Below are 17,607 nucleotides of genomic sequence, written 5' to 3'. Positions count from 1 at the left end.
GGCAAGGACCTCCCGCCTGTGATTAATCTGCGGTTAAAAACTCGGAACATTTAACAAAGCCCAATTTCCAATCAAAGACATTAAGTAACTAAAAGCCCAAACAGTATAAACTATACTCAAAGGTGCATAGGTCGCCAAAACCCATCGGGTTTCTACTGCTTCCTCAATCTCCTCCCTCCGCAACAAATCTACATAAAAATCAAAAGACCTTTGTCGCAGATTGTTAATCCCTGTTGCAGCCACTAACAAATAATAACCGTCAAATCTATTCAAGGGATTCAAGTTAATTGCTACTGTCAGCAATGCCGCCACCATCAACAAATAACTAATTTGATGCCAAACTGGATTGGAATGAGAAAACAGCCACATCCAAACAGCAATTGCCCAAATTGTTACTTGAATCAATACTCCTGCCCCTACTACTAAAACTCGCTGTTTCCGCCGGACTAAACTGTATTGATCGGTTGTATCTGTATAGCATCCGGGGATGAGACACATAAACAACAATCCAATTTCTTTAACTATGCCACCGTAGTGTTTGAGGGTGAAAGCATGACCGAGTTCATGGAATGCTATTACTAGCATTGTCAGCAAGGAAACTTGGATTATATTTTCAAATTTTTCGCCTGTCAATAACTGTTGATGGGAAGTAGCGACTTCGTTAGAGGAAGCAAACCACACTGCTACTGAAGAAGAGATGAAAGCGCACAGAAAAAAGCCAAATTGCCAGGTCCAAATCCAGCGGAATTTGTCGATGTGCCGCGACAGCCAAACATCTGGATTGACTACAGGAATTGTGAAGGATAGCAGATTAAATTTGGCTTTGGGCGGCTTGGTTCCTTCTAGCATTCCTGCTTGTGCTAAGTCTTTTAAGAGATTTTGCACATCTTTTAAATCTAGGTCGTATTCGGCGAGAATGTTAGTTAGTGGCTGTTGATTTAGTAGCAAAATTACCTGTTTGTCAAAGTCGTCAATTTGCAGACAGGTAATGTCTTCGGGATTGCGAAGTATCCAATAACCGTCGGGATGAGGTATCCACTGCACCGCTGATTTGAGTTGCATGGTTTGGGAGAAGGAAGATGGAAGATGGAAGAGGGAATTACGCATTTTAGGCGGAAACTCGATCCCCCCTAACCCCCCTTAAGAAGGGGCGGACAAGAGAAGTCACTCGTCTCCTAAAACATCCGGGAGAACAACAGATTTCACTCCAAGTCCCTCTTCTTAAGGGGGATGCGAGGAGGCTCTAGACTTTCGGAGCGAGCACAGAGACAGTGGGTTTTAGGCTGAAACTCGATCCCCCCTAACCCCCCTTAATAAGGGGGGAACAAGAGAAGTCACTCAAAGTGGATGTTTTTATTTAATTGTCTTGAATCGATCGCAAATTTATATTTTTCAGTTTTCTCCGCTAGGTTTTTGAGTATTTCGATCAACCCTAAATTTCTGTGAACAGGGTATTTCTAAATGAGAATTTCACCCCGTTTCAATGAAGCAGGGAAGTATTGAAACATTTTGTGAAGAAGCTGTGGTGATATTTGTTTAGGCTTTAGACTTTAATCCAAGTTTCACCTTGGTGTTCATGTTATCAGAAATCAGAAAAAAAGCAAGTGTTAATTCTGAAATAGTTAAATTCTTTTTACATTTTTTAAGTTGTAATTAGATGGACTCCTTGTGTGGTAAATACTTCAGATTAATGAGGGGATTGCTCTCCCCGAAACTTTACAAAAACTTTACGATCGCCTAAATATTTTTGGTATACAATGACCCTGTGAAGAAGCAAGAAATCCTAGGAATTAAGCAGTAACAAAGTTTTTGCCGATCGCCAATGCAGAAAATTTGTTGAATTTGCGTAATTTCTCAAATAAACAGAAACTTTTGACGATAAATTAAAATATTTATCGAAAAAGGATTTTGGTTGAGTGTCTGAAGACATTTAATTAAGTTCGTGCGATCGACTTCATATTAATACAGGGTGCAAAAGTTATGGGTTGGCTAAATTTTGGTGGGAAAAAACGCGATCGGGCTCAAGGTTTTGGGGATGCGAGTAAAACAAAGAGTCGGAAACGACCGAAAAGTTTTATCTTAGAAAAAATTGTGACTCCGAGTGCGAGTATTGGAGATTGGCAGCACGAGTTTGACCACTTACATCAGTTATTGGGTTCTTTGTCGCTTCCTGATTTACATTTGCCTAATTTCTTGGCTGATAGCGGTGTTTGCCCGATCGACCCTTCTGCACCAACCAATAATTTACCACCGCTGATTGATTTTGACCCGCTGGGTCTGTACCATGATGGGATTGCCACTCAAACTCCTTACAATCCGGGGGGTGCGTTTGAGACTTTGCCGATTGCTTTGATTCCAGTCGATCCGCATTCGCCGAATCCTAGCAATCCCAATGCAATCCGTCAATTGCTCAATTTTCCCTTGGCTTCTCAGCCGTTGGTGGGGAGTATTGATACGGGTGTGAGTGCGGATAGTCCTTATTTGAATTACGCGAATATTAAGAAGGGCCGCGATTATGTGGGCGGGGATGACAATCCGTTGCTGAAAGCTGGGGAAGGTAGCGAGCACGGTACTTTTATGTTGGGGATTATTGATGCGATTAATAAGACTGCGCCGAAGTGGGTGGGAAGGGCGATCGATTCTGGGAGATGGGCGGATTCTTTGGTAGAGTTTGTGGATGCTGCGAAGGCTTCTGGACAGAAAAATGCGATCGCCAATCTCAGTTTGGATTTGACTCAGAAGAATGCTGACGGGAGTGTGACGACGCGCTATGAGTTGACGACCGCAGAAAGAAGTGCGATCGAATATGCGCGGCAAAATGGGGTAATGCTGGTAGCGGCGGCGGGTAATGACGGCGGTGTGATGTCGGTTTTGGGTCAAGCTTCTCAGGAATTTGACAATATTTTTACGGTTGGGGCTGGGGATATTAACGGGCGATCGAACTATTCTAGTTATGGTCGCGGTTTGGATATTGTGGCGGATGGCGGCACGAGTGAACATCCGGCTTTATCGACTGCGGGAAATGATTTGGGGACGATGGCGGGGACTTCGGTAGCGACTGCGAAAGTTGCGGGGGCGGCTTCTTTGGTTTGGGCGGCAAATCCTGCTTTGAATTATCGCCAAGTGATGGAGATTTTGAAGTCTACGGCGAGGGATTTGGGGCCGGTTGGATGGGATGATGAGACGGGTTTTGGGTTTTTGAATACGTTGGCGGCGGTGGATTTGGCGAAGAAGACGACGCCGGAAGTGTACGAAATTCCAGCAACAGTAGTTCCTGATACTTGGAGTGGAGAAGGGAAGGTAACGCCTAGTGAAAGAGCAGTTAATTTCAACGGAAGAATCAATAATGTTGGTGATGTCAAGGTGACAGGGTCGTTGAGAATACGTTTTCAGCCTAATACTAGCTCGGCGGAAGTTGCCAAAATAACTCCTGGTACTCAACTAGAATTCTTAGATCAGCCCGTTCAAGGTGGAATGGTTACGGATACAAGTGGACTTGGTAGCAGCAGCACTTGGTATCGTCTGGCTAATGGTAGCGGGTATATGTCGGCATTGTACATTCAGAATGTTGGCTCAATACCAGCACCCAAACCAGCTCCCACACCAGCACCAGCTCCGAAACCCACACCAACTCCTACACCTGCACCAGCACCCAAACCAACACCAACTCCTACACCTGCACCAGCTCCCAAACCAACACCAACTCCTACACCTGCGCCAGCACCCAAACCAACACCAACTCCTACACCTGCGCCAGCACCAGCTCCCAAACCTATTCCTCAAGTTCCGATTAGTTCTAATTCAGCTAACTACCGGAATGGGGCAGTTAATCCATTTGCCTACCGCTGGCAAGGGCAATGCACCTGGTATGCTTACGGACGGATGCTGGAAACTGGCTTGCTACCCGCAGCTATCAAGAATAATGCTTTGTTTCGGGGCAATGCTGAAGCGTGGAAGAATGACGCTTTGAAGGTAGGTTTGCCCGTTACTTCTACACCAACTGCTGGGGCCCGAGGACTCGTAGTTTGGCCTCCTTATACTCAAGGAACTCGACAATGGGGTCATGTTGCCTTTTTGGAAGAGGTTTATCCCGATGGAAGGGTTCGGATTACTGAGGCAAATTGGCCGACAGGTAGTGGAATTAAGGAACGAATTCTGACGCCGGCTCAATATGCTGGAGTGTCGTTTGTCCGACTGGAAAATGCTCAGACAAATTCCTATAATGCACCTCCTGCAACACCTGGTAAGCAGCGGCAGTACATTGTGCGTTCTGGTGATACTTTGTCAGGCATTGCACAACGCGAACTGGGGAATGCTAACCGCTGGGGTGAGATTGTGAAAACTCCGACTGGTGGGACTTTTACTGCGGCCGAAGCGCAACAGTTACGAGTTGGTCAATCAGTTTATCTGCCAGTGAGTTCTCAAACTGGGACAGGGACTCCGGTAACACTAGCGTCAAATCAGACAGGTAAAGTTAGTTCTCCAGTAGGATATGTCAATGTCCGTCCATCAGCATCTACGGTCCAAGCTGCTATTACGACACTGAATAACGGAACTACTGTACAAGTGGTGAAGAAGGTGACTGGTAGTTCTTACGATAACGGTCGTACAGACTGGTATGAAGTCATAGTCAATGGCAAAACAGCCTACATTGCTGGTGCTTACTTATCAGTAGGCAATGTGACACCGACACCAACACCAATACCAACACCAACTCCAAGTCAAACAGGGAAAGTGAGTTCTCCAGTCGGATATGTCAATGTCCGTCCATCAGCATCTACAGCCCAAGCTGCTATTACGACACTGAATAACGGAACTACTGTACAAGTGGTGAAGAAGGTGACTGGTAGTTCTTACGATAACGGTCGTACAGACTGGTATGAAGTTATAGTTAATGGCAAAACAGCCTACATTGCTGGTGCTTACTTATCAGTAGGCAATGCGACACCAACTCCAACACCGACTCCAACTCCAATCGGCAATGGACAACGTATCACAGATGCAGTGAATAAAGTCAATCCCGATCACCAGTATTACCAACCGGGTAACTTGACGTTCTGTAATTGGTTTGTTGCAGATGTGTTAGATCAGTTGAGAGTTCCTATTCCTCGCGATCCAAGTGCAGGAGCCTATTTTCCCAATCATCCGATTTATCGCAACAACCCTCCTGCAAAACCTAAACGAGCCGATTTACTCTACGACTTCTTTAATAGTGGCGGTGGCGGTAAATGGCAGCGAGTAACTGCTTCAGAAGCAGTTGCGCGGGCTAACAATGGTCGTGTCGTTGTTGCTTCTTCTCGTCCTAACCTAGGACACATTGCCATTGTTATACCTGGTAGCTCTGGCTCAAATGTTCGCATTGCCCAAGCGGGGCGATACAATTCCAAAAACACCAGTGCAGCAGATGGATTTGGTCAAAACACTCCTTCCTACTTTGAGTACATAGGGTAATGAGTTTTGTCCAAACAAAAGAAACCGGGTTTTTCAGATAACCTTTGCCTCTCAACCGATATCTTGTGCAAAAACCCGGTTTCTCACTCCACGCGATCACCCTTTTCCAAAACAAAAGAAACCGGGGTTTTTAGATAACCTTTCCCTCTTAACTGATATCTTGTGCAAAAACCCGGTTTCTGAACCCCCAGGCGGACTCGGAGGCTCGATCGCAATGTACGCAACTTCCGACAAATCAATCGGTAAAGTTTTAACAACACTGACTGTTACCAATCGTGCCGACCAGTCTGCTGCTGCACGAGGATTCATTCCCACTGAGCAAATACGCTCCATCACCCTAGATAATGTTTTGGTAGACCAGGGTGCAACTACATTATGCTTGCGGTGTTGTTGCGATCGCCATTCCAGCGAAAACTCAACAGCAAATCGATCTCGGCCTTTCTTGCTTTTTCTCAACTAAGGGCGATCGACTTTTTGGAATTAGTCAAAACGTGCGATCGCCCTTTCCTCCTCTTTCTCAAAAAAGGGCGATCTATCTCCTCAACTCAACATCCGTCCGATCGCTCTTTTGGTTACGAATATTTTTGCAGGAAAGAGCGATCGCCCTTCATCTATACCAGATGCCAAACCTGCGATCGCCCCTTTGGAATAAGTCAAAACGTGCGATCGCCTTTTTGGTATGGAAAGGTCGATCGCACAACACAATCTAGTTAAACAGCATTTTGAGCAGAGGGAAAGCTTGACAATAGAGAATTACTGCTGAATAATTTCAACAATCTTAGCGATCGCCTCGTTTAACTTCTCAGTTTTAATCTGACCGGCTTTATAAAGTATAATTTCTCGATCTGCGGTAAACAAGCGATTAGGTCTAATGTTGCTAGTTTGGTTAAGTCCACCCTCACGAAAATCACTACTTTGAAGGGTGATAGCATAGCGATCGGCAATTCTCTGGCTAGTAATCTGACAAAGAATTAGATCGTCTCCTGCCAAAGTTGCTACTACTAGAGCGGGTCGGCGCTTGGCTTGTGTTAAATCGGAAAATGGGAATGGAACAACTACCACATCACCTTTTACAAATTCTGCCACGCTTCATCCTCTTCTAACTTTAACCAGTCTTTTTCTAAAGAAGATTCACTGAGCAGGCTTGCTTCTAACTTATCTTTATTGTATTTTAATTTGAGGATTTGCAGGAAATTCCAAACTTCTTCTAATATAAATTCTGGAATATTCTCTACTTCCTTAAGCAGTAATTCTTTAGCGTTCATCTCATTTACCTATCAAAATATACTAATTGAGGTCATGGGTAACTCTTATCTATTATAGCATCGTTGAGATTAGCAGCTCATCGCGTAGGTTCCTCTGCCTTCTGTGCCTCAATATGACGAACTTCAGCCAATTATAGCAGGATTGCCTTCCTTTTACCGGAATTACTACCACCGTCGTAGTAAAGCGGTCTAATGTATCTCGCTGTACAATAATGACTGGTCTAATTCCTGCTTGTTCTGACCCTCTAGAAGGATTCAAATCTGCCAAATAAATATCTCCTAGCATCAGATTTTATCCTGTTGCTGAAGTTGGGGTAGATAATCACTTAAGACGACTTCTGCAAAAGCTAAATCCTCGGCGGAAAACTCAGCTTTTAGTACCGCAGCTTCCTCATCAGAAATGTCATCCCATTCTCGAAATAATTGCTTTTTTTTAGCCAATTTTTGATTTTGTTGAGTGGCTTGCTGTTTCTGGGCTAGATATTTCCCGATCGCGCGATCGAGTTCCTGTAACTCGAAAAATTCCAGCATTTCAAGCTGATTGACAATTTGCTTGAGGATTGCTTGTGACATAGGTTTTCACTTTTTGTGCTTGCCTAGCTTATCTATTATACAACTATTAGCGTCCAGTTGAGTGCGATCGCCTCGATCGCATCCAGCCACCCATTCAACTCCCCTCCCCTCATGTCCCCCCCTTCTTAAGGGGGGCTAGGGGGGATCTGGCCTCAAAAATCACCCTCAATCAAACCCAACAACTCCCCACAAACCCCCTCAAAACTCTGCAACACCTCAACATTCGTAAACCTGACAACCTTCAATCCATACCCCTCTAAAATCCCGGTTCTTTCTGCATCATATAGTTTCCCTTGTTCCGTAAAATGACTCTCTCCATCAATCTCAATTACTAACAGTAAAGCCGCACAATAAAAATCTACGATAAAATTGTCGATGGGGCGCTGCCTCAGAACTCGAAAGGGGAAATTTCTGAGAAAATCCTGCCACAGTTTTTTTTCGGATGGAGTTGGATTTTTCCGCAGTTGTTTGGCGATGGGGATGAGTTTTGGGTTGTATGGTAGGTGGAAGTTTGAGTCGTTTAGTTTTGGCATGATCGCGGTACGATCCCCCCTAACCCCCCTTAAGAAGGGGGGGACAAGATGTTAGTTGAAATTCTAGGTTTAGTTGCTTAGTCTTGGATTGATCCCCCCTAGCCCCCCTTAAGAACGGGGGGACAAGATGTTCATTGAAATTGTCGGCGGAGGGGCGATATTTAGGGAATAGTTTCAGAAATAGTTTATCTCAAATCATGCCTACTTGACAACTAGGTCGATCGCTCTTTTGTTATGAGTCAAAAAGTGCCCTCGACTTTTATTTAAGCTGCCACGATTGCCGGACTGGGAGGCACTAAACCTTCTTCTTGGCAATACTCAAGGTAGCTGGCGATCGCTTCTTTAGCATTGACGATCGCTTCTTCATAAGTTTTCCCATAAGTACAGGGCTGCATTGCAATTGTTGCAAACTCTGGCAGCGTTACCAAATACAATCCATCCTCTTGTGACCATTGAATTAATAAACTATAGGGGTAATTCATTCCTCTGATTCCTCTGCTGCTATTGTTTCTAACTCTTGAATCGCTTTTTTTAACAATTTATCCAAATACAATGGTGTATCCTCGCCATCTTTGAAAGCAATGGTAATCAATAGTTGTAGTTGTGGATGCTTCCAGTTCTGATGGCTCCCCTTTCCCCGCCGCTGCGCGAACCCCAACGCAATCAATTCTGCTTTATATTCCCGAATTTTCCGTGGCATATATGCTTTTACTTCATTTGCATAAAAAATATTAACTGAATTTCTCCAAGTTCTAATTTAGCATTGATACCGCATAAATGGGAATGGATAAATGCAAGATCCATGCTTGGCAATGTAAAGGTCAAGCGCGAAGCGTAGCGTCAGCCGTATCGCCATGCTTGGCAATGTCAGCCCGATCGCCCTTTTGGTTATGAATGTTTTTGCAGGGAAGAGCGATCGCCCTTCATTTATACCAGATGCCAAACCTGCGATCGCCCTTTTGCAATAAATCAAAAAGTGCGATCGCTCAGAATAGTCAGGTATTATTTCTCAATGAGCAACCTGATGAATAGATTCAACATATCGCTCAATTTCCTCATCCGTGCAACTGATTCCATTCTGCCAAAGTTCATATTCACTGATATCTATCTCGTCATTCCAAACCAGTGCATAACCACCAGGTTCAATTGTAAAACTTCTGAAAAACCCAGGATTGCGTAATGTCGCAAACATCGGATTGTCCAATAACTTAGAGATGTGGTATTTTTTAACTTCTAGATTGGTAAACTTTACCATCAAGGTGCGATCGTCCATAGCTTTAGCAGAAACAATGCGCTCAGGTTTCATAAAAAAATCCCAGTTATTTTAATGGTGGAAGTTTACTAAATTCTTGGCTATTCCACATATCCAGCAGTTCTTTCTGGTACAACGTAGCCCATTCAATTACCAACTTTTGAGCCCGATTCGGTAAATCTCCTTCAATAATTTCTAAAGACTCAATGCCGATCAAAGCATTGTACTCACCGTAAACTGCGTGAAAATGAGGAGGTGGGTGATCCCCAAAGAAAATTTTGATGATTATTCCGTAAAATCGTGCAACTTCTGGCATAAAGCTTCTTTAAACAATGATACGAGGACTATTATAGCCGAGCTAATGACACAATGACAGTCGATCGCCCTTTTGGAATAAGTCAAAAAGGGCGATCGCCCTTTTATCTCAAGCAATTGCAAAATCAGTCAACTTCCGGTCTTCATAATGGTAAAAAGCCAGCACAATATCTTTTTGAAAAACCCCTCGATCCAGCAAATCCTGAGTCACGCCCTCCTCAGTTTCATCTCGTTCTATCCAGAGTTTACCCTCAAAAATTCGCAGATGCAGGATAGTGCTGTAAACTCGCCGATCGCCATTCCATCCAAAACTAACCAGCAAATAATGATCGCGATCGAGATCGTAAACCGCCGACATATCACTCTGCCCGTAACTAGGTTTGTAGCGGGCATATTCGTCGATTACTTCTCGCGCGATCGATCGATACTGAGTCAACTTTTCCATAGTACAATCTCCTCTAAGTCAGGATTGAAAACAATCAAAGGGAATTGTCGTTCTTTAACAAATTCCTGAATCGACGGACGCTGAAAAAAGTTTTCATAAGTGCGTTTTGGAATGGCAAGGTATAGATTACGATCGGGCTCCAGCCGCGCCATAAAACTAGAATACAGATAGTATTGTCCAACGGCTCGTTCGAGATCGGTCACTGGGGAAGGACTGATAAATACCTTCACCTCAACAGCAATTTTTCGCTCACTCCTCTCGGCGGCAATTAATTTTTCGGCTCCTAGATCCGCGTAAACAGTCAAGTCTTCAAATCTAATAGTGAAAGGATCGTGAGTAATTGTCCAGCCGTCTTTAACGAGAGCAGCTTTAACGACATTATGGTAGATATCTGTGGCATAAGCTAGCTCAAAACACCCCTATAATCTAGTATACACTGGTGCAATAGTGCAATACAAACTGAATATCTCGCCATCGCCCTTTATTTCGGAAGCGGAAATAAAAGGCGATCGCCCCTTTGGAATAAATCAAAACGTGCGATCGCTTTTTGGCTATTTTTGACTATATGGAAAGGGCGATCGGTCTTGTGGATGGAGAGGGGCGATCGTGCTGTAGGATGAAACAACTGCAAACTCTCCCACTGCTATGCCTGAATCCATCCAGCAAGAAGCCCAAGCCATACTAAATATTCTTGCATCCACTCCCTTTCAGGATTGTATTACCCTTTCCAAAGAATTTCGCGAACTTCCCATGAGGGCTGCTATCTACGCTGTCAAACATCGCACCATTGGAATCCTCTACATTGGCAAAACTAGAACACTGCGCGATCGCTTTCGCGGTGGCCACAAAGCTTTACTTTGGGCATTCATTGAAGGATTGAAAGCCACAGACATCCGCATCGCCTTTTACCAGCTAGATTTTACTCAATGGATTCAGCTATCATCAGAATTAGAAAGCCTCATCATTCAAGCTGTTAACCCACCTTATAACGTGAAAATTCCAGCGAGGGACTAATTCTATGCAAACTCAGCCTATTACCACCGAACATCTGTCACCGGAATTAGCACAAATATTCCTAGAAGGATTACCCAAAACCATTCGTGAAGCACTATCCCTGCGCGCTAAAACCATGAACTATCCTGTTTGGGCAGTAATTGAAATGGCGATCGCCGGCTATCTCGATGAAGAGGCTTTATCCTTTGTCGATTGCAAGCCCAAAATCGACTAACGATTATGGAAGGCGATCGCCCTTTTGGAACAAGTCACAAAGGGCGATCGCTATTTATATTATTCTACATTCTCGAATTCATCCATTTGCAATGTATACTGCAATGCTACCTGTAATCTTGATACATAATCTGTGGTAAACTCAGCTTTTAGTACCGCAGCTTCCTCATCAGAAATGGCATCCCATTCTTGAAATAATTGCTTTTTATTAACAAATTTTTGAGTTGGTTTTTGTTGAGTAGCTTGCTGTTTATCAGCCAGATATTTCTCGATCGCGCGTTCTAGTTCCTGTAACTCAAAAAAATCAAGCATTTCAAGCTGATTGACAATTTGGTTGAGGATTGCTTGTGACATAGGTTTTCACTGTTTGCGCTTGCCTAGCTTGTCTATTATACAACTATTAGCTTCCAGTTGAGTTCGATCTGCGATCGCCCTTTTGGAATAAGTCAAAAAGGGCGACGATCGCATCGGGCCACCCATTCAACTCTCGTTGCTTCTTTTACCCCCTTTTTTAAGGTATGCTTTATGGAACCCATTTGAGAGCTTGAGGTCGATCGCCCACAACAGTCGATCGCCCACAACAGCGAATCGTCCACAACAAATTCAAACAAAATTCCTATGACAGATTCACTCCACATTTTTTTAGCCGGTGCTAGTCGGGGTGTCGGTAAAGAAATTGCCAAATGTTTGACAGCACAAAATGTTCAAGTAACTGCATTTTTGCGATCGCCCGAAACCAGCCCAGAATTAGCAGCAATGGGCATCAAAGTCAATCTGGGCGATGCTTTGGACTCGGAGGCTGTGGATGCAGCCATGACTGGTAGCGCACCAATTGATGCCGTAATCAGCACCATCGGAGGCTTGCCAAAAGATGGACAAAGAGCAGATTATTTAGGCAACAAAAACTTGATTGATGCGGCTGTCAAAGCCGGAGTAAAAAAGTTTATTTTAGTTTCCTCCATCGGTAGTGGTAATACTGCGGGCGCTTTGCCACCCCAAGCTTTAGAAACCTTGGGCCCAGTGTTAATTGATAAGGAAAAAGCCGAAAATCACTTGATAGCAAGTGGGATGATTTATACTGTGATTCGTCCGGGCGGACTGAAATCGGAACCTGCAACGGGCAATGGTGTTTTAACACAAGATTGTCGAGTTGCTGGCAATATCCATCGCGCTGATGTAGCGCAGTTAGTTTGTCAATGTCTAGTTTCTGATGTTGCTAATAATCGGGTTTTGTCGGCTGTAGATAAACAAATGGTTTATGGTAGTCCCGAATTTGAAGTGTTAAATTTTTAAGGGCTGACACGGCTTAATTGTAGGAGGAGACGGCAGTGCCCAAAGCGTGTCAACTTAAGCTGTCAACCCGCCAAGTCTGTTAGTCATTCCAGGAGTCCAACCGGGGTTGAAACCCCTTTCTAATAGAAGACAGTCCTCTCAAACAGGACTCAAGAAATCATCAGTCCTCTTTGAGAGGACTTGCGCTTTGAGGCAGGGGTTTCAACCCTTGCCGGACTGTGAAATGAACCTTAAGTTGACACCTATGGGCATTGCCGTGTCCTCTCAAGAATCAAAACACTTAATGTACGATCGCCCCATCGCCCAATCTAACACAAAACCGGCGATCGCAAATAATACCACACTCTCCACACTCGCAACCACAAAGGGCAATAACTCCTGTACCACAGGTATTTTCCCAGCCTCAAAAAACCATCCCGCATCCAACTGTCCACAAGCCCGTACCAGCCCAAAAGCCAACACCACGCCGGATTTTAGCTGCGCGTTGGTATCGGTGCGAATAGCATAGCGGTAAGTGACACCAAAGAGAAAACCGGCCAAAAGGGCGATCGACCCTTTAAAAGCAAAATTTAGGTCGATCGCCCCTACCTGCAATCCAGCCAGAAAATCAAACCTAGGGACTAGAATCCAGGTATTAACAAGAGCGATCGCCCCAAAACCCCAAAACATCCCAAAAGCAGCAACAGCGCCTGCTTTCAAAGATTCCACCCGTTCAGCAGCACTAAAATTAGACAAATCCTTCACAGCGCCCTCATTTCAAAAATGGCTCAAATTGACTTATCATAAGGTTTGGAGTCATTTTGTACAGTTTGTTAAATAGCTATGGATATTTTGTCACTCGGTTGGGTTTCGGTGCTAGTTCTGTTCTCGTTCTCAATTTCAATGGTCATTTGGGGACGCAACGGTTTCTAGGTTTCACAATAGCTTGCGAAACAGACATTGTGAAGTACCCCAACTATAGCAAAGCTTTAGTCAGGGCACTTCACAACTATTCATTGTCCATTTCATCGGGATTAGGTAGTAATGGTTCAAGCAATCCTAGGAGTTCTGGGATATCAGCTTGAATAACATCCCATAGGGTATCGAAATTGAGTCTATCAGAATGATGGGTAAGAATGTCTCTCATTCCAGCAATCTCTCGCCAGGGAACTTCAGAATACTGGTTCCGAAATTCTGCTGACAGTCACTTAACAGCTTCTCCCATCACAATGTAGGGGCGGGTTCAGCAACCATAATTGCCAAAAACTAACAATCTCATAAACCCGCCCAATCTCAACCCAAAAATTCATAATTAGTTGATTGTAATGATGGGGTGACGATGGTAAATCGGGGTTATGGGTTGGGTGGGGGCGGGTTTTTCAAGATGGTTTGTAGGTGGCAAAATTCATCAGTGAACCCGCCCCTACAGATTGCACCATCAATGTAGGGGCGGGTTTCACCAACTATAATTGACTCAAACAAAAGAGCTCATAAACCCGCCCCGCCCCAGGGCTTACTTCCAACCCAACCACCTTAACAAAGGCACAACCAAATAATGACTGACTCCCAAACAAAGCCCGATCGCACTTCCCAACAAACCAAAAAACGCCACAGCCCCCCAAACTTCCCACAAGCCCAGTGTAGCGTTAGACGAGGCAAAACTCTCCAAGAAACTCCCAGGAAAAATGCTCAAAGCATTCAGAAACAAAAACACCCCAGTAGAACACACAGCCACCACCAAAGCGTGCACCAATTGGTGACTCCGCAAACCCATTCCCACAGTCAAAGATGCGATCGCAAAAGCACCCAAAATAATCCCCTGCACCCCACTAGAAGCACTCGACTCCAACCAACACAAACCAGCTAACAAATAACCTTGAACACCCATCAATCCCGATAACCAATACTGTTTTTGTTGGCGAAAACTGCCCGCATCCGTCAACCCGATCGCAGTTCCCAATCCCGCAAATCCAAACAGTAGCACCTCCGGCCCCACAGCGAAAGTCATATTAGGAATTAATTGATGCAAACCCTCATTCAAAAAATTCGCAATTTCCGGGCCAATAGGCGAAGCATAGCCCAAAACTAAACCGCCGATCGCCCCCGCACTTCCCCCAATCCCACCGAGCACCATTTCCCAGCCCGTATCCAGAGAAGCTACCACAATTTGGGCGATCGCCCCAAACACAAAACCAGTCAGGCTGACAGTTTTTTGCGCCCCCACCACCAATACTTGCCTACAGAATTTCAGCATAGCTTGACTGCTAGGCGCGATCGCCATTCGTCCCTGATGCCGAGTAGAAATCTGCCTCAAACGTTGGCGAACCTCCCCAGCCGTCGCCGGACGCTGCTGCACATCCGATCGCACCATATCATCCAACAAATTAGCAAAAGCCGGGGCGATCGGCGAAATATGCCGCCATCGCAACTCCCCAGTCATCGGATCTTCAATATCCGCCGGATACTTCCCCGTCAGCAAGTGAATACAAGTCCGCCCCAAGGCATAAAAATCCGTCGCCGGGCCCACACCGCCCCCAACAATTTGTTCCGGCGGGCTATAGCCAGGAGAAATTAACCGCGTCGAACTTGGAGCATCTTTCCCCACCGGTGCGACACCACCCATCTGTTTAACACCGCCAAAGTCGATCGTCACCAACTGCAATCCACCCAAACCGTTAGCCAGCAAAAGTTGTGGCGATTGTGGCATCCGCAGCATCAAATTGCTCGGTTTAATATCGCGGTGAATAATCTGACATCTATGCAACTCCTCTAAAATTTCCACAGCTTGACTAAGCCAACTAAAAACCCATTCTGGCGGACAACCTTGGGGGTGCTCATCCAGAATATCTTCCAAAGTTTTACCGTGAATCTTCTCCATTACCAAACAAGGAAGCCTGCGCGCCGCAGCATTTCCCTCCCCTGCCAAGTTTTGCATTTGCACATGAAAATAACCCTCAGCCTCGACTCTGGGGACACCGGGATTGCGCAAAATTGCTAACACCCAAGCTTCTTGCTCGAATAGTTTCACCGCTTTCGGCGAAGTTTCCAGCAATACTTTGAGCACGCGCTCGGTTTCAGATTCTGTATCCCAAACCGTGTAGATAGCGGCAAAACCGCCTTTACCCAAAACTTGTAGCGGCACATAGCGATTTTTCAGTCGCAGCGGCCCTCCGCAACTCTGACAAAAATTGTTGCCCCAAGTCTGAGGGTACGGCTTTGGGCAATCTGGATTAATGCAGTGGACAGATTTTGAATGGGGGTGTGGCACAACCAGAGTAGAAATGGGGCTAAATATCCATTAAGACTTACGAGCAGCTATCCCAGCAACCGGGTTGACATTCCGGTTCAATTGCTGTAAGGAGATTTTTGAATTTAAGAAACTTGGCATCGCGCAAGTCCTGTCCATATTATGTGCTATGGTTTGGATTTTTGACGGTGGAAGACAGTAGTTATAGATTGAAAATTTGCGGTTTGAGATTTTTGGATAGCCGTTGAGTTCGATTGAGTTCGATCGCGCGATCGAACTCAACTATCAACTATAATTTTAGGTATTTCTAACTAACTCTCCATTCCCTTTCTTTATTCTTTCTCTCCTAGATAACCAACCTTTTTTTTTAATTCCCTCTATCTTGTTCCCTCTCCCTTCTGTTGCGATCCCCAAGCATTATTCGTACCTTTTGTTTAATAAGAGATGTTACAAATAATTTCTTAATGTAAAGGGAAATAAACAATACTTATGATGATTAAAAGAATATTAAAATTTTAGAGCGCCACTTTCTTGATATATTTCTAAGAGCCTGCCATCAGGCCCCAAAATTAAGCGAATACTAGGAAGCGAGATATGGCTTACGCGCAAACCCAAACTCAATCCAAGGCTGGGTATAAAGCCGGAGTTCAAGACTATAAACTAACGTATTACACACCGGACTACACCCCGAAAGATACAGATATTTTGGCGGCTTTCCGTGTAACTCCACAACCTGGAGTACCACCAGAAGAAGCCGGCGCTGCTGTGGCTGCTGAATCTTCCACCGGTACTTGGACAACTGTGTGGACTGACCTCCTCACCGACCTCGATCGCTACAAAGGCCGTTGCTACGACATCGAGCCAGTCCCCGGCGAAGACAACCAATACATTTGCTTCATCGCTTATCCTTTGGATTTGTTTGAAGAAGGTTCCGTCACCAACTTGCTCACCTCTTTGGTTGGTAACGTGTTCGGTTTCAAAGCCCTACGTGCTCTGCGGTTGGAAGACCTGCGGATTCCCATTGCTTACCTCAAAACCTTCCAAGGTCCTCCTCACGGTATCACCGTTGAGCGCGACAAATTGAACAAGTACGGCCGTCCTTTGCTCGGTTGTACAATTAAGCCCAAATTGGGTCTGTCTGCTAAGAACTACGGCCGTGCCGTTTACGAAGTTCTACGCGGCGGTTTGGATTTCACCAAAGACGACGAAAACATCAACTCCCAACCATTCATGCGTTGGCGCGATCGTTTCTTGTTCGTTCAAGAAGCTATTGAAAAAGCTCAAGCAGAAACCGGCGAAGTCAAAGGTCACTACCTCAACGTCACCGCCCCCACCTGCGAAGAAATGATGGAACGGGCTGAATTCGCCAAAGAAATCAAAACCCCCATCATCATGCACGACTACCTGACCGGTGGTTTCACTGCAAACACCACCTTGGCCAAATGGTGCCGTCGCAACGGAATCCTGTTGCACATTCACCGCGCCATGCACGCCGTTATCGACCGTCAGAAAAACCACGGTATCCACTTCCGCGTGCTTGCCAAGTGCTTGCGGATGTCCGGCGGCGACCACCTGCACTCCGGTACAGTTGTGGGCAAACTCGAAGGCGAAAAAGGCATCACCATGGGCTTCGTAGACTTGATGCGCGAAGACCACATCGAACAAGACCGCGCTCGCGGTATCTACTTCACCCAAGATTGGGCCTCCATGCCTGGTGTCATGCCAGTTGCATCCGGCGGTATCCACATCTGGCATATGCCAGCCTTGGTGGAAATCTTCGGCGACGACTCCTGCTTGCAGTTCGGCGGCGGCACCTTGGGCCACCCTTGGGGTAACGCACCTGGTGCAACAGCTAACCGCGTTGCTTTGGAAGCTTGCGTCCAAGCACGTAACGAAGGCCGCAACTTGATGCGCGAAGGCGGAGACATCATTCGCGAAGCTTGCAAATGGAGCCCTGAATTGGCTGTTGCTTGCGAACTCTGGAAAGAAATCAAGTTTGAATTCGAGGCAATGGATACCGTTTGATG

The 17,607-nt window shown here is 45.4% G+C and carries 24 protein-coding genes; 7 read left to right on the top strand and 17 right to left on the bottom strand.

Features of this window, described 5'->3' with window-relative positions; translation table 11 throughout:
• Positions 1-33 precede the first annotated feature (33 nt).
• Positions 34-1,107, bottom strand: a complete 1,074-nt coding sequence (locus AAFP14_RS11725) for a site-2 protease family protein (RefSeq protein WP_341732433.1) — start codon at positions 1,105-1,107, stop codon at positions 34-36.
• Positions 1,108-1,980: 873 nt separating this feature from the next.
• On the opposite strand from AAFP14_RS11725, the gene AAFP14_RS11720 reads away from it, so the two are divergent.
• The gene (locus AAFP14_RS11720; protein ID WP_341732432.1) at positions 1,981-5,451 is read left to right on the top strand and encodes an SH3 domain-containing protein; all 3,471 of its coding nucleotides are present in this window, start codon (positions 1,981-1,983) and stop codon (positions 5,449-5,451) included.
• Between the two features lie 362 nt (positions 5,452-5,813).
• Positions 5,814-6,161, top strand: coding sequence for a hypothetical protein (locus tag AAFP14_RS11715; RefSeq protein WP_341732431.1), 348 nt, complete (start codon positions 5,814-5,816; stop codon positions 6,159-6,161).
• A 43-nt stretch (positions 6,162-6,204) separates the two neighbouring features.
• Here the strand turns inward: AAFP14_RS11715 and AAFP14_RS11710 are convergent, their stop codons facing one another.
• The 12 genes from AAFP14_RS11710 to AAFP14_RS11660 form a co-directional block, all read right to left on the bottom strand.
• On the bottom strand, positions 6,205-6,537 hold the full coding sequence (locus tag AAFP14_RS11710) for a type II toxin-antitoxin system PemK/MazF family toxin (protein WP_341732430.1): 333 nt from the start codon (positions 6,535-6,537) through the stop codon (positions 6,205-6,207).
• Positions 6,522-6,716, bottom strand: a complete 195-nt coding sequence (locus AAFP14_RS11705) for a hypothetical protein (RefSeq protein ID WP_341732429.1) — start codon at positions 6,714-6,716, stop codon at positions 6,522-6,524. Before AAFP14_RS11705 ends, AAFP14_RS11710 begins: the two co-directional genes overlap by 16 nt.
• Positions 6,717-6,768: 52 nt before the next feature.
• Positions 6,769-7,002, bottom strand: a complete 234-nt coding sequence (locus AAFP14_RS26680; protein ID WP_472851044.1) for a type II toxin-antitoxin system PemK/MazF family toxin — start codon at positions 7,000-7,002, stop codon at positions 6,769-6,771.
• The gene (locus AAFP14_RS11700; protein ID WP_341732428.1) at positions 7,002-7,289 is read right to left on the bottom strand and encodes a hypothetical protein; all 288 of its coding nucleotides are present in this window, start codon (positions 7,287-7,289) and stop codon (positions 7,002-7,004) included. The genes AAFP14_RS26680 and AAFP14_RS11700 overlap by 1 nt, the downstream gene beginning before the upstream one ends.
• A gap of 152 nt (positions 7,290-7,441) precedes the next feature.
• Positions 7,442-7,822 carry an endonuclease domain-containing protein gene (locus tag AAFP14_RS11695; RefSeq protein ID WP_341732427.1) on the bottom strand — a complete coding sequence of 127 codons (381 nt, stop codon included), beginning with the start codon at positions 7,820-7,822 and terminating at the stop codon, positions 7,442-7,444.
• 263 nt (positions 7,823-8,085) lie between these two features.
• The gene (locus AAFP14_RS11690; RefSeq protein ID WP_341732426.1) at positions 8,086-8,304 is read right to left on the bottom strand and encodes a type II toxin-antitoxin system HicB family antitoxin; all 219 of its coding nucleotides are present in this window, start codon (positions 8,302-8,304) and stop codon (positions 8,086-8,088) included.
• Entirely contained in the window at positions 8,301-8,522 is a 222-nt protein-coding gene (locus tag AAFP14_RS11685) for a type II toxin-antitoxin system HicA family toxin (RefSeq protein WP_341732425.1), read from the bottom strand. Before AAFP14_RS11685 ends, AAFP14_RS11690 begins: the two co-directional genes overlap by 4 nt.
• Positions 8,523-8,831: 309 nt before the next feature.
• Positions 8,832-9,128, bottom strand: a complete 297-nt coding sequence (locus AAFP14_RS11680; RefSeq protein WP_341732424.1) for a DUF2442 domain-containing protein — start codon at positions 9,126-9,128, stop codon at positions 8,832-8,834.
• 13 nt (positions 9,129-9,141) lie between these two features.
• A complete protein-coding gene (locus AAFP14_RS11675; protein ID WP_106332426.1) occupies positions 9,142-9,390 on the bottom strand; it encodes a DUF4160 domain-containing protein in 249 nt (82 codons plus the stop codon).
• A gap of 108 nt (positions 9,391-9,498) precedes the next feature.
• Complete coding sequence (locus AAFP14_RS11670; protein ID WP_341732423.1) at positions 9,499-9,834, bottom strand: XisI protein; 336 nt, start codon at positions 9,832-9,834, stop codon at positions 9,499-9,501.
• The gene (locus tag AAFP14_RS11665; RefSeq protein ID WP_341732503.1) at positions 9,822-10,175 is read right to left on the bottom strand and encodes an element excision factor XisH family protein; all 354 of its coding nucleotides are present in this window, start codon (positions 10,173-10,175) and stop codon (positions 9,822-9,824) included. The genes AAFP14_RS11670 and AAFP14_RS11665 overlap by 13 nt, the downstream gene beginning before the upstream one ends.
• Before the next feature lie 140 nt (positions 10,176-10,315).
• Positions 10,316-10,459, bottom strand: coding sequence for a hypothetical protein (locus tag AAFP14_RS11660; RefSeq protein ID WP_341732422.1), 144 nt, complete (start codon positions 10,457-10,459; stop codon positions 10,316-10,318).
• 20 nt (positions 10,460-10,479) lie between these two features.
• Between AAFP14_RS11660 and AAFP14_RS11655 the strand changes: the two genes are divergently transcribed.
• Both AAFP14_RS11655 and AAFP14_RS11650 read left to right on the top strand, forming a co-directional pair.
• Positions 10,480-10,848, top strand: coding sequence for a GIY-YIG nuclease family protein (locus tag AAFP14_RS11655; RefSeq protein WP_341732421.1), 369 nt, complete (start codon positions 10,480-10,482; stop codon positions 10,846-10,848).
• A gap of 4 nt (positions 10,849-10,852) precedes the next feature.
• Positions 10,853-11,062, top strand: coding sequence for a hypothetical protein (locus AAFP14_RS11650; protein ID WP_236505802.1), 210 nt, complete (start codon positions 10,853-10,855; stop codon positions 11,060-11,062).
• A gap of 59 nt (positions 11,063-11,121) precedes the next feature.
• Here the strand turns inward: AAFP14_RS11650 and AAFP14_RS11645 are convergent, their stop codons facing one another.
• Positions 11,122-11,415: a hypothetical protein gene (locus tag AAFP14_RS11645; RefSeq protein ID WP_341732420.1), complete on the bottom strand. Its 294-nt coding sequence runs from the start codon at positions 11,413-11,415 to the stop codon at positions 11,122-11,124.
• Positions 11,416-11,679: 264 nt separating this feature from the next.
• Between AAFP14_RS11645 and AAFP14_RS11640 the strand changes: the two genes are divergently transcribed.
• The gene (locus tag AAFP14_RS11640) at positions 11,680-12,354 is read left to right on the top strand and encodes an SDR family oxidoreductase (RefSeq protein ID WP_341732419.1); all 675 of its coding nucleotides are present in this window, start codon (positions 11,680-11,682) and stop codon (positions 12,352-12,354) included.
• A gap of 264 nt (positions 12,355-12,618) precedes the next feature.
• On the opposite strand, the gene AAFP14_RS11635 is transcribed toward AAFP14_RS11640, so the two are convergent.
• A complete protein-coding gene (locus AAFP14_RS11635; protein WP_341732418.1) occupies positions 12,619-13,098 on the bottom strand; it encodes a hypothetical protein in 480 nt (159 codons plus the stop codon).
• 78 nt (positions 13,099-13,176) lie between these two features.
• Between AAFP14_RS11635 and petN the strand changes: the two genes are divergently transcribed.
• A complete protein-coding gene (gene petN / locus AAFP14_RS11630) occupies positions 13,177-13,266 on the top strand; it encodes a cytochrome b6-f complex subunit PetN (RefSeq protein ID WP_071883976.1) in 90 nt (29 codons plus the stop codon).
• A 76-nt stretch (positions 13,267-13,342) separates the two neighbouring features.
• Here the strand turns inward: petN and AAFP14_RS11625 are convergent, their stop codons facing one another.
• Positions 13,343-13,537: a HepT-like ribonuclease domain-containing protein gene (locus tag AAFP14_RS11625; protein WP_341732502.1), complete on the bottom strand. Its 195-nt coding sequence runs from the start codon at positions 13,535-13,537 to the stop codon at positions 13,343-13,345.
• A gap of 309 nt (positions 13,538-13,846) precedes the next feature.
• On the bottom strand, positions 13,847-15,601 hold the full coding sequence (locus AAFP14_RS11620) for a serine/threonine protein kinase (RefSeq protein ID WP_341732417.1): 1,755 nt from the start codon (positions 15,599-15,601) through the stop codon (positions 13,847-13,849).
• Between the two features lie 573 nt (positions 15,602-16,174).
• Between AAFP14_RS11620 and AAFP14_RS11615 the strand changes: the two genes are divergently transcribed.
• The gene (locus AAFP14_RS11615) at positions 16,175-17,605 is read left to right on the top strand and encodes a form I ribulose bisphosphate carboxylase large subunit (RefSeq protein ID WP_333271358.1); all 1,431 of its coding nucleotides are present in this window, start codon (positions 16,175-16,177) and stop codon (positions 17,603-17,605) included.
• Positions 17,606-17,607: the final 2 nt, after the last annotated feature.

Source organism: Microcoleus sp. EPA2 (genome assembly GCA_020882975.1).
Classification (GTDB): Bacteria; Cyanobacteriota; Cyanobacteriia; order Cyanobacteriales; family Microcoleaceae; genus Microcoleus.
Note: the sequence above shows the minus strand (reverse complement) of the source record. Positions and strands in the feature narration are given on the sequence as shown.

Bases quoted from the DNA above. Each gene is read 5' to 3' on its own strand.
- AAFP14_RS11655 (WP_341732421.1), top strand. From the start codon at position 10,480: ATGCCTGAATCCATCCAGCAAGAAGCCCAAGCCATACTAAATATTCTT.
- AAFP14_RS11725 (WP_341732433.1), bottom strand. From the start codon at position 1,107: ATGCGTAATTCCCTCTTCCATCTTCCATCTTCCTTCTCCCAAACCATG.
- AAFP14_RS26680 (WP_472851044.1), bottom strand. From the start codon at position 7,002: ATGCTAGGAGATATTTATTTGGCAGATTTGAATCCTTCTAGAGGGTCA.
- AAFP14_RS11645 (WP_341732420.1), bottom strand. From the start codon at position 11,415: ATGTCACAAGCAATCCTCAACCAAATTGTCAATCAGCTTGAAATGCTT.
- AAFP14_RS11650 (WP_236505802.1), top strand. From the start codon at position 10,853: ATGCAAACTCAGCCTATTACCACCGAACATCTGTCACCGGAATTAGCA.
- AAFP14_RS11700 (WP_341732428.1), bottom strand. From the start codon at position 7,289: ATGTCACAAGCAATCCTCAAGCAAATTGTCAATCAGCTTGAAATGCTG.
- AAFP14_RS11695 (WP_341732427.1), bottom strand. From the start codon at position 7,822: ATGCCAAAACTAAACGACTCAAACTTCCACCTACCATACAACCCAAAA.
- AAFP14_RS11720 (WP_341732432.1), top strand. From the start codon at position 1,981: ATGGGTTGGCTAAATTTTGGTGGGAAAAAACGCGATCGGGCTCAAGGT.
- AAFP14_RS11705 (WP_341732429.1), bottom strand. From the start codon at position 6,716: ATGAACGCTAAAGAATTACTGCTTAAGGAAGTAGAGAATATTCCAGAA.
- AAFP14_RS11615 (WP_333271358.1), top strand. From the start codon at position 16,175: ATGGCTTACGCGCAAACCCAAACTCAATCCAAGGCTGGGTATAAAGCC.
- AAFP14_RS11690 (WP_341732426.1), bottom strand. From the start codon at position 8,304: ATGAATTACCCCTATAGTTTATTAATTCAATGGTCACAAGAGGATGGA.
- AAFP14_RS11675 (WP_106332426.1), bottom strand. From the start codon at position 9,390: ATGCCAGAAGTTGCACGATTTTACGGAATAATCATCAAAATTTTCTTT.
- AAFP14_RS11670 (WP_341732423.1), bottom strand. From the start codon at position 9,834: ATGGAAAAGTTGACTCAGTATCGATCGATCGCGCGAGAAGTAATCGAC.
- AAFP14_RS11685 (WP_341732425.1), bottom strand. From the start codon at position 8,522: ATGCCACGGAAAATTCGGGAATATAAAGCAGAATTGATTGCGTTGGGG.
- AAFP14_RS11640 (WP_341732419.1), top strand. From the start codon at position 11,680: ATGACAGATTCACTCCACATTTTTTTAGCCGGTGCTAGTCGGGGTGTC.
- petN (WP_071883976.1), top strand. From the start codon at position 13,177: ATGGATATTTTGTCACTCGGTTGGGTTTCGGTGCTAGTTCTGTTCTCG.
- AAFP14_RS11680 (WP_341732424.1), bottom strand. From the start codon at position 9,128: ATGAAACCTGAGCGCATTGTTTCTGCTAAAGCTATGGACGATCGCACC.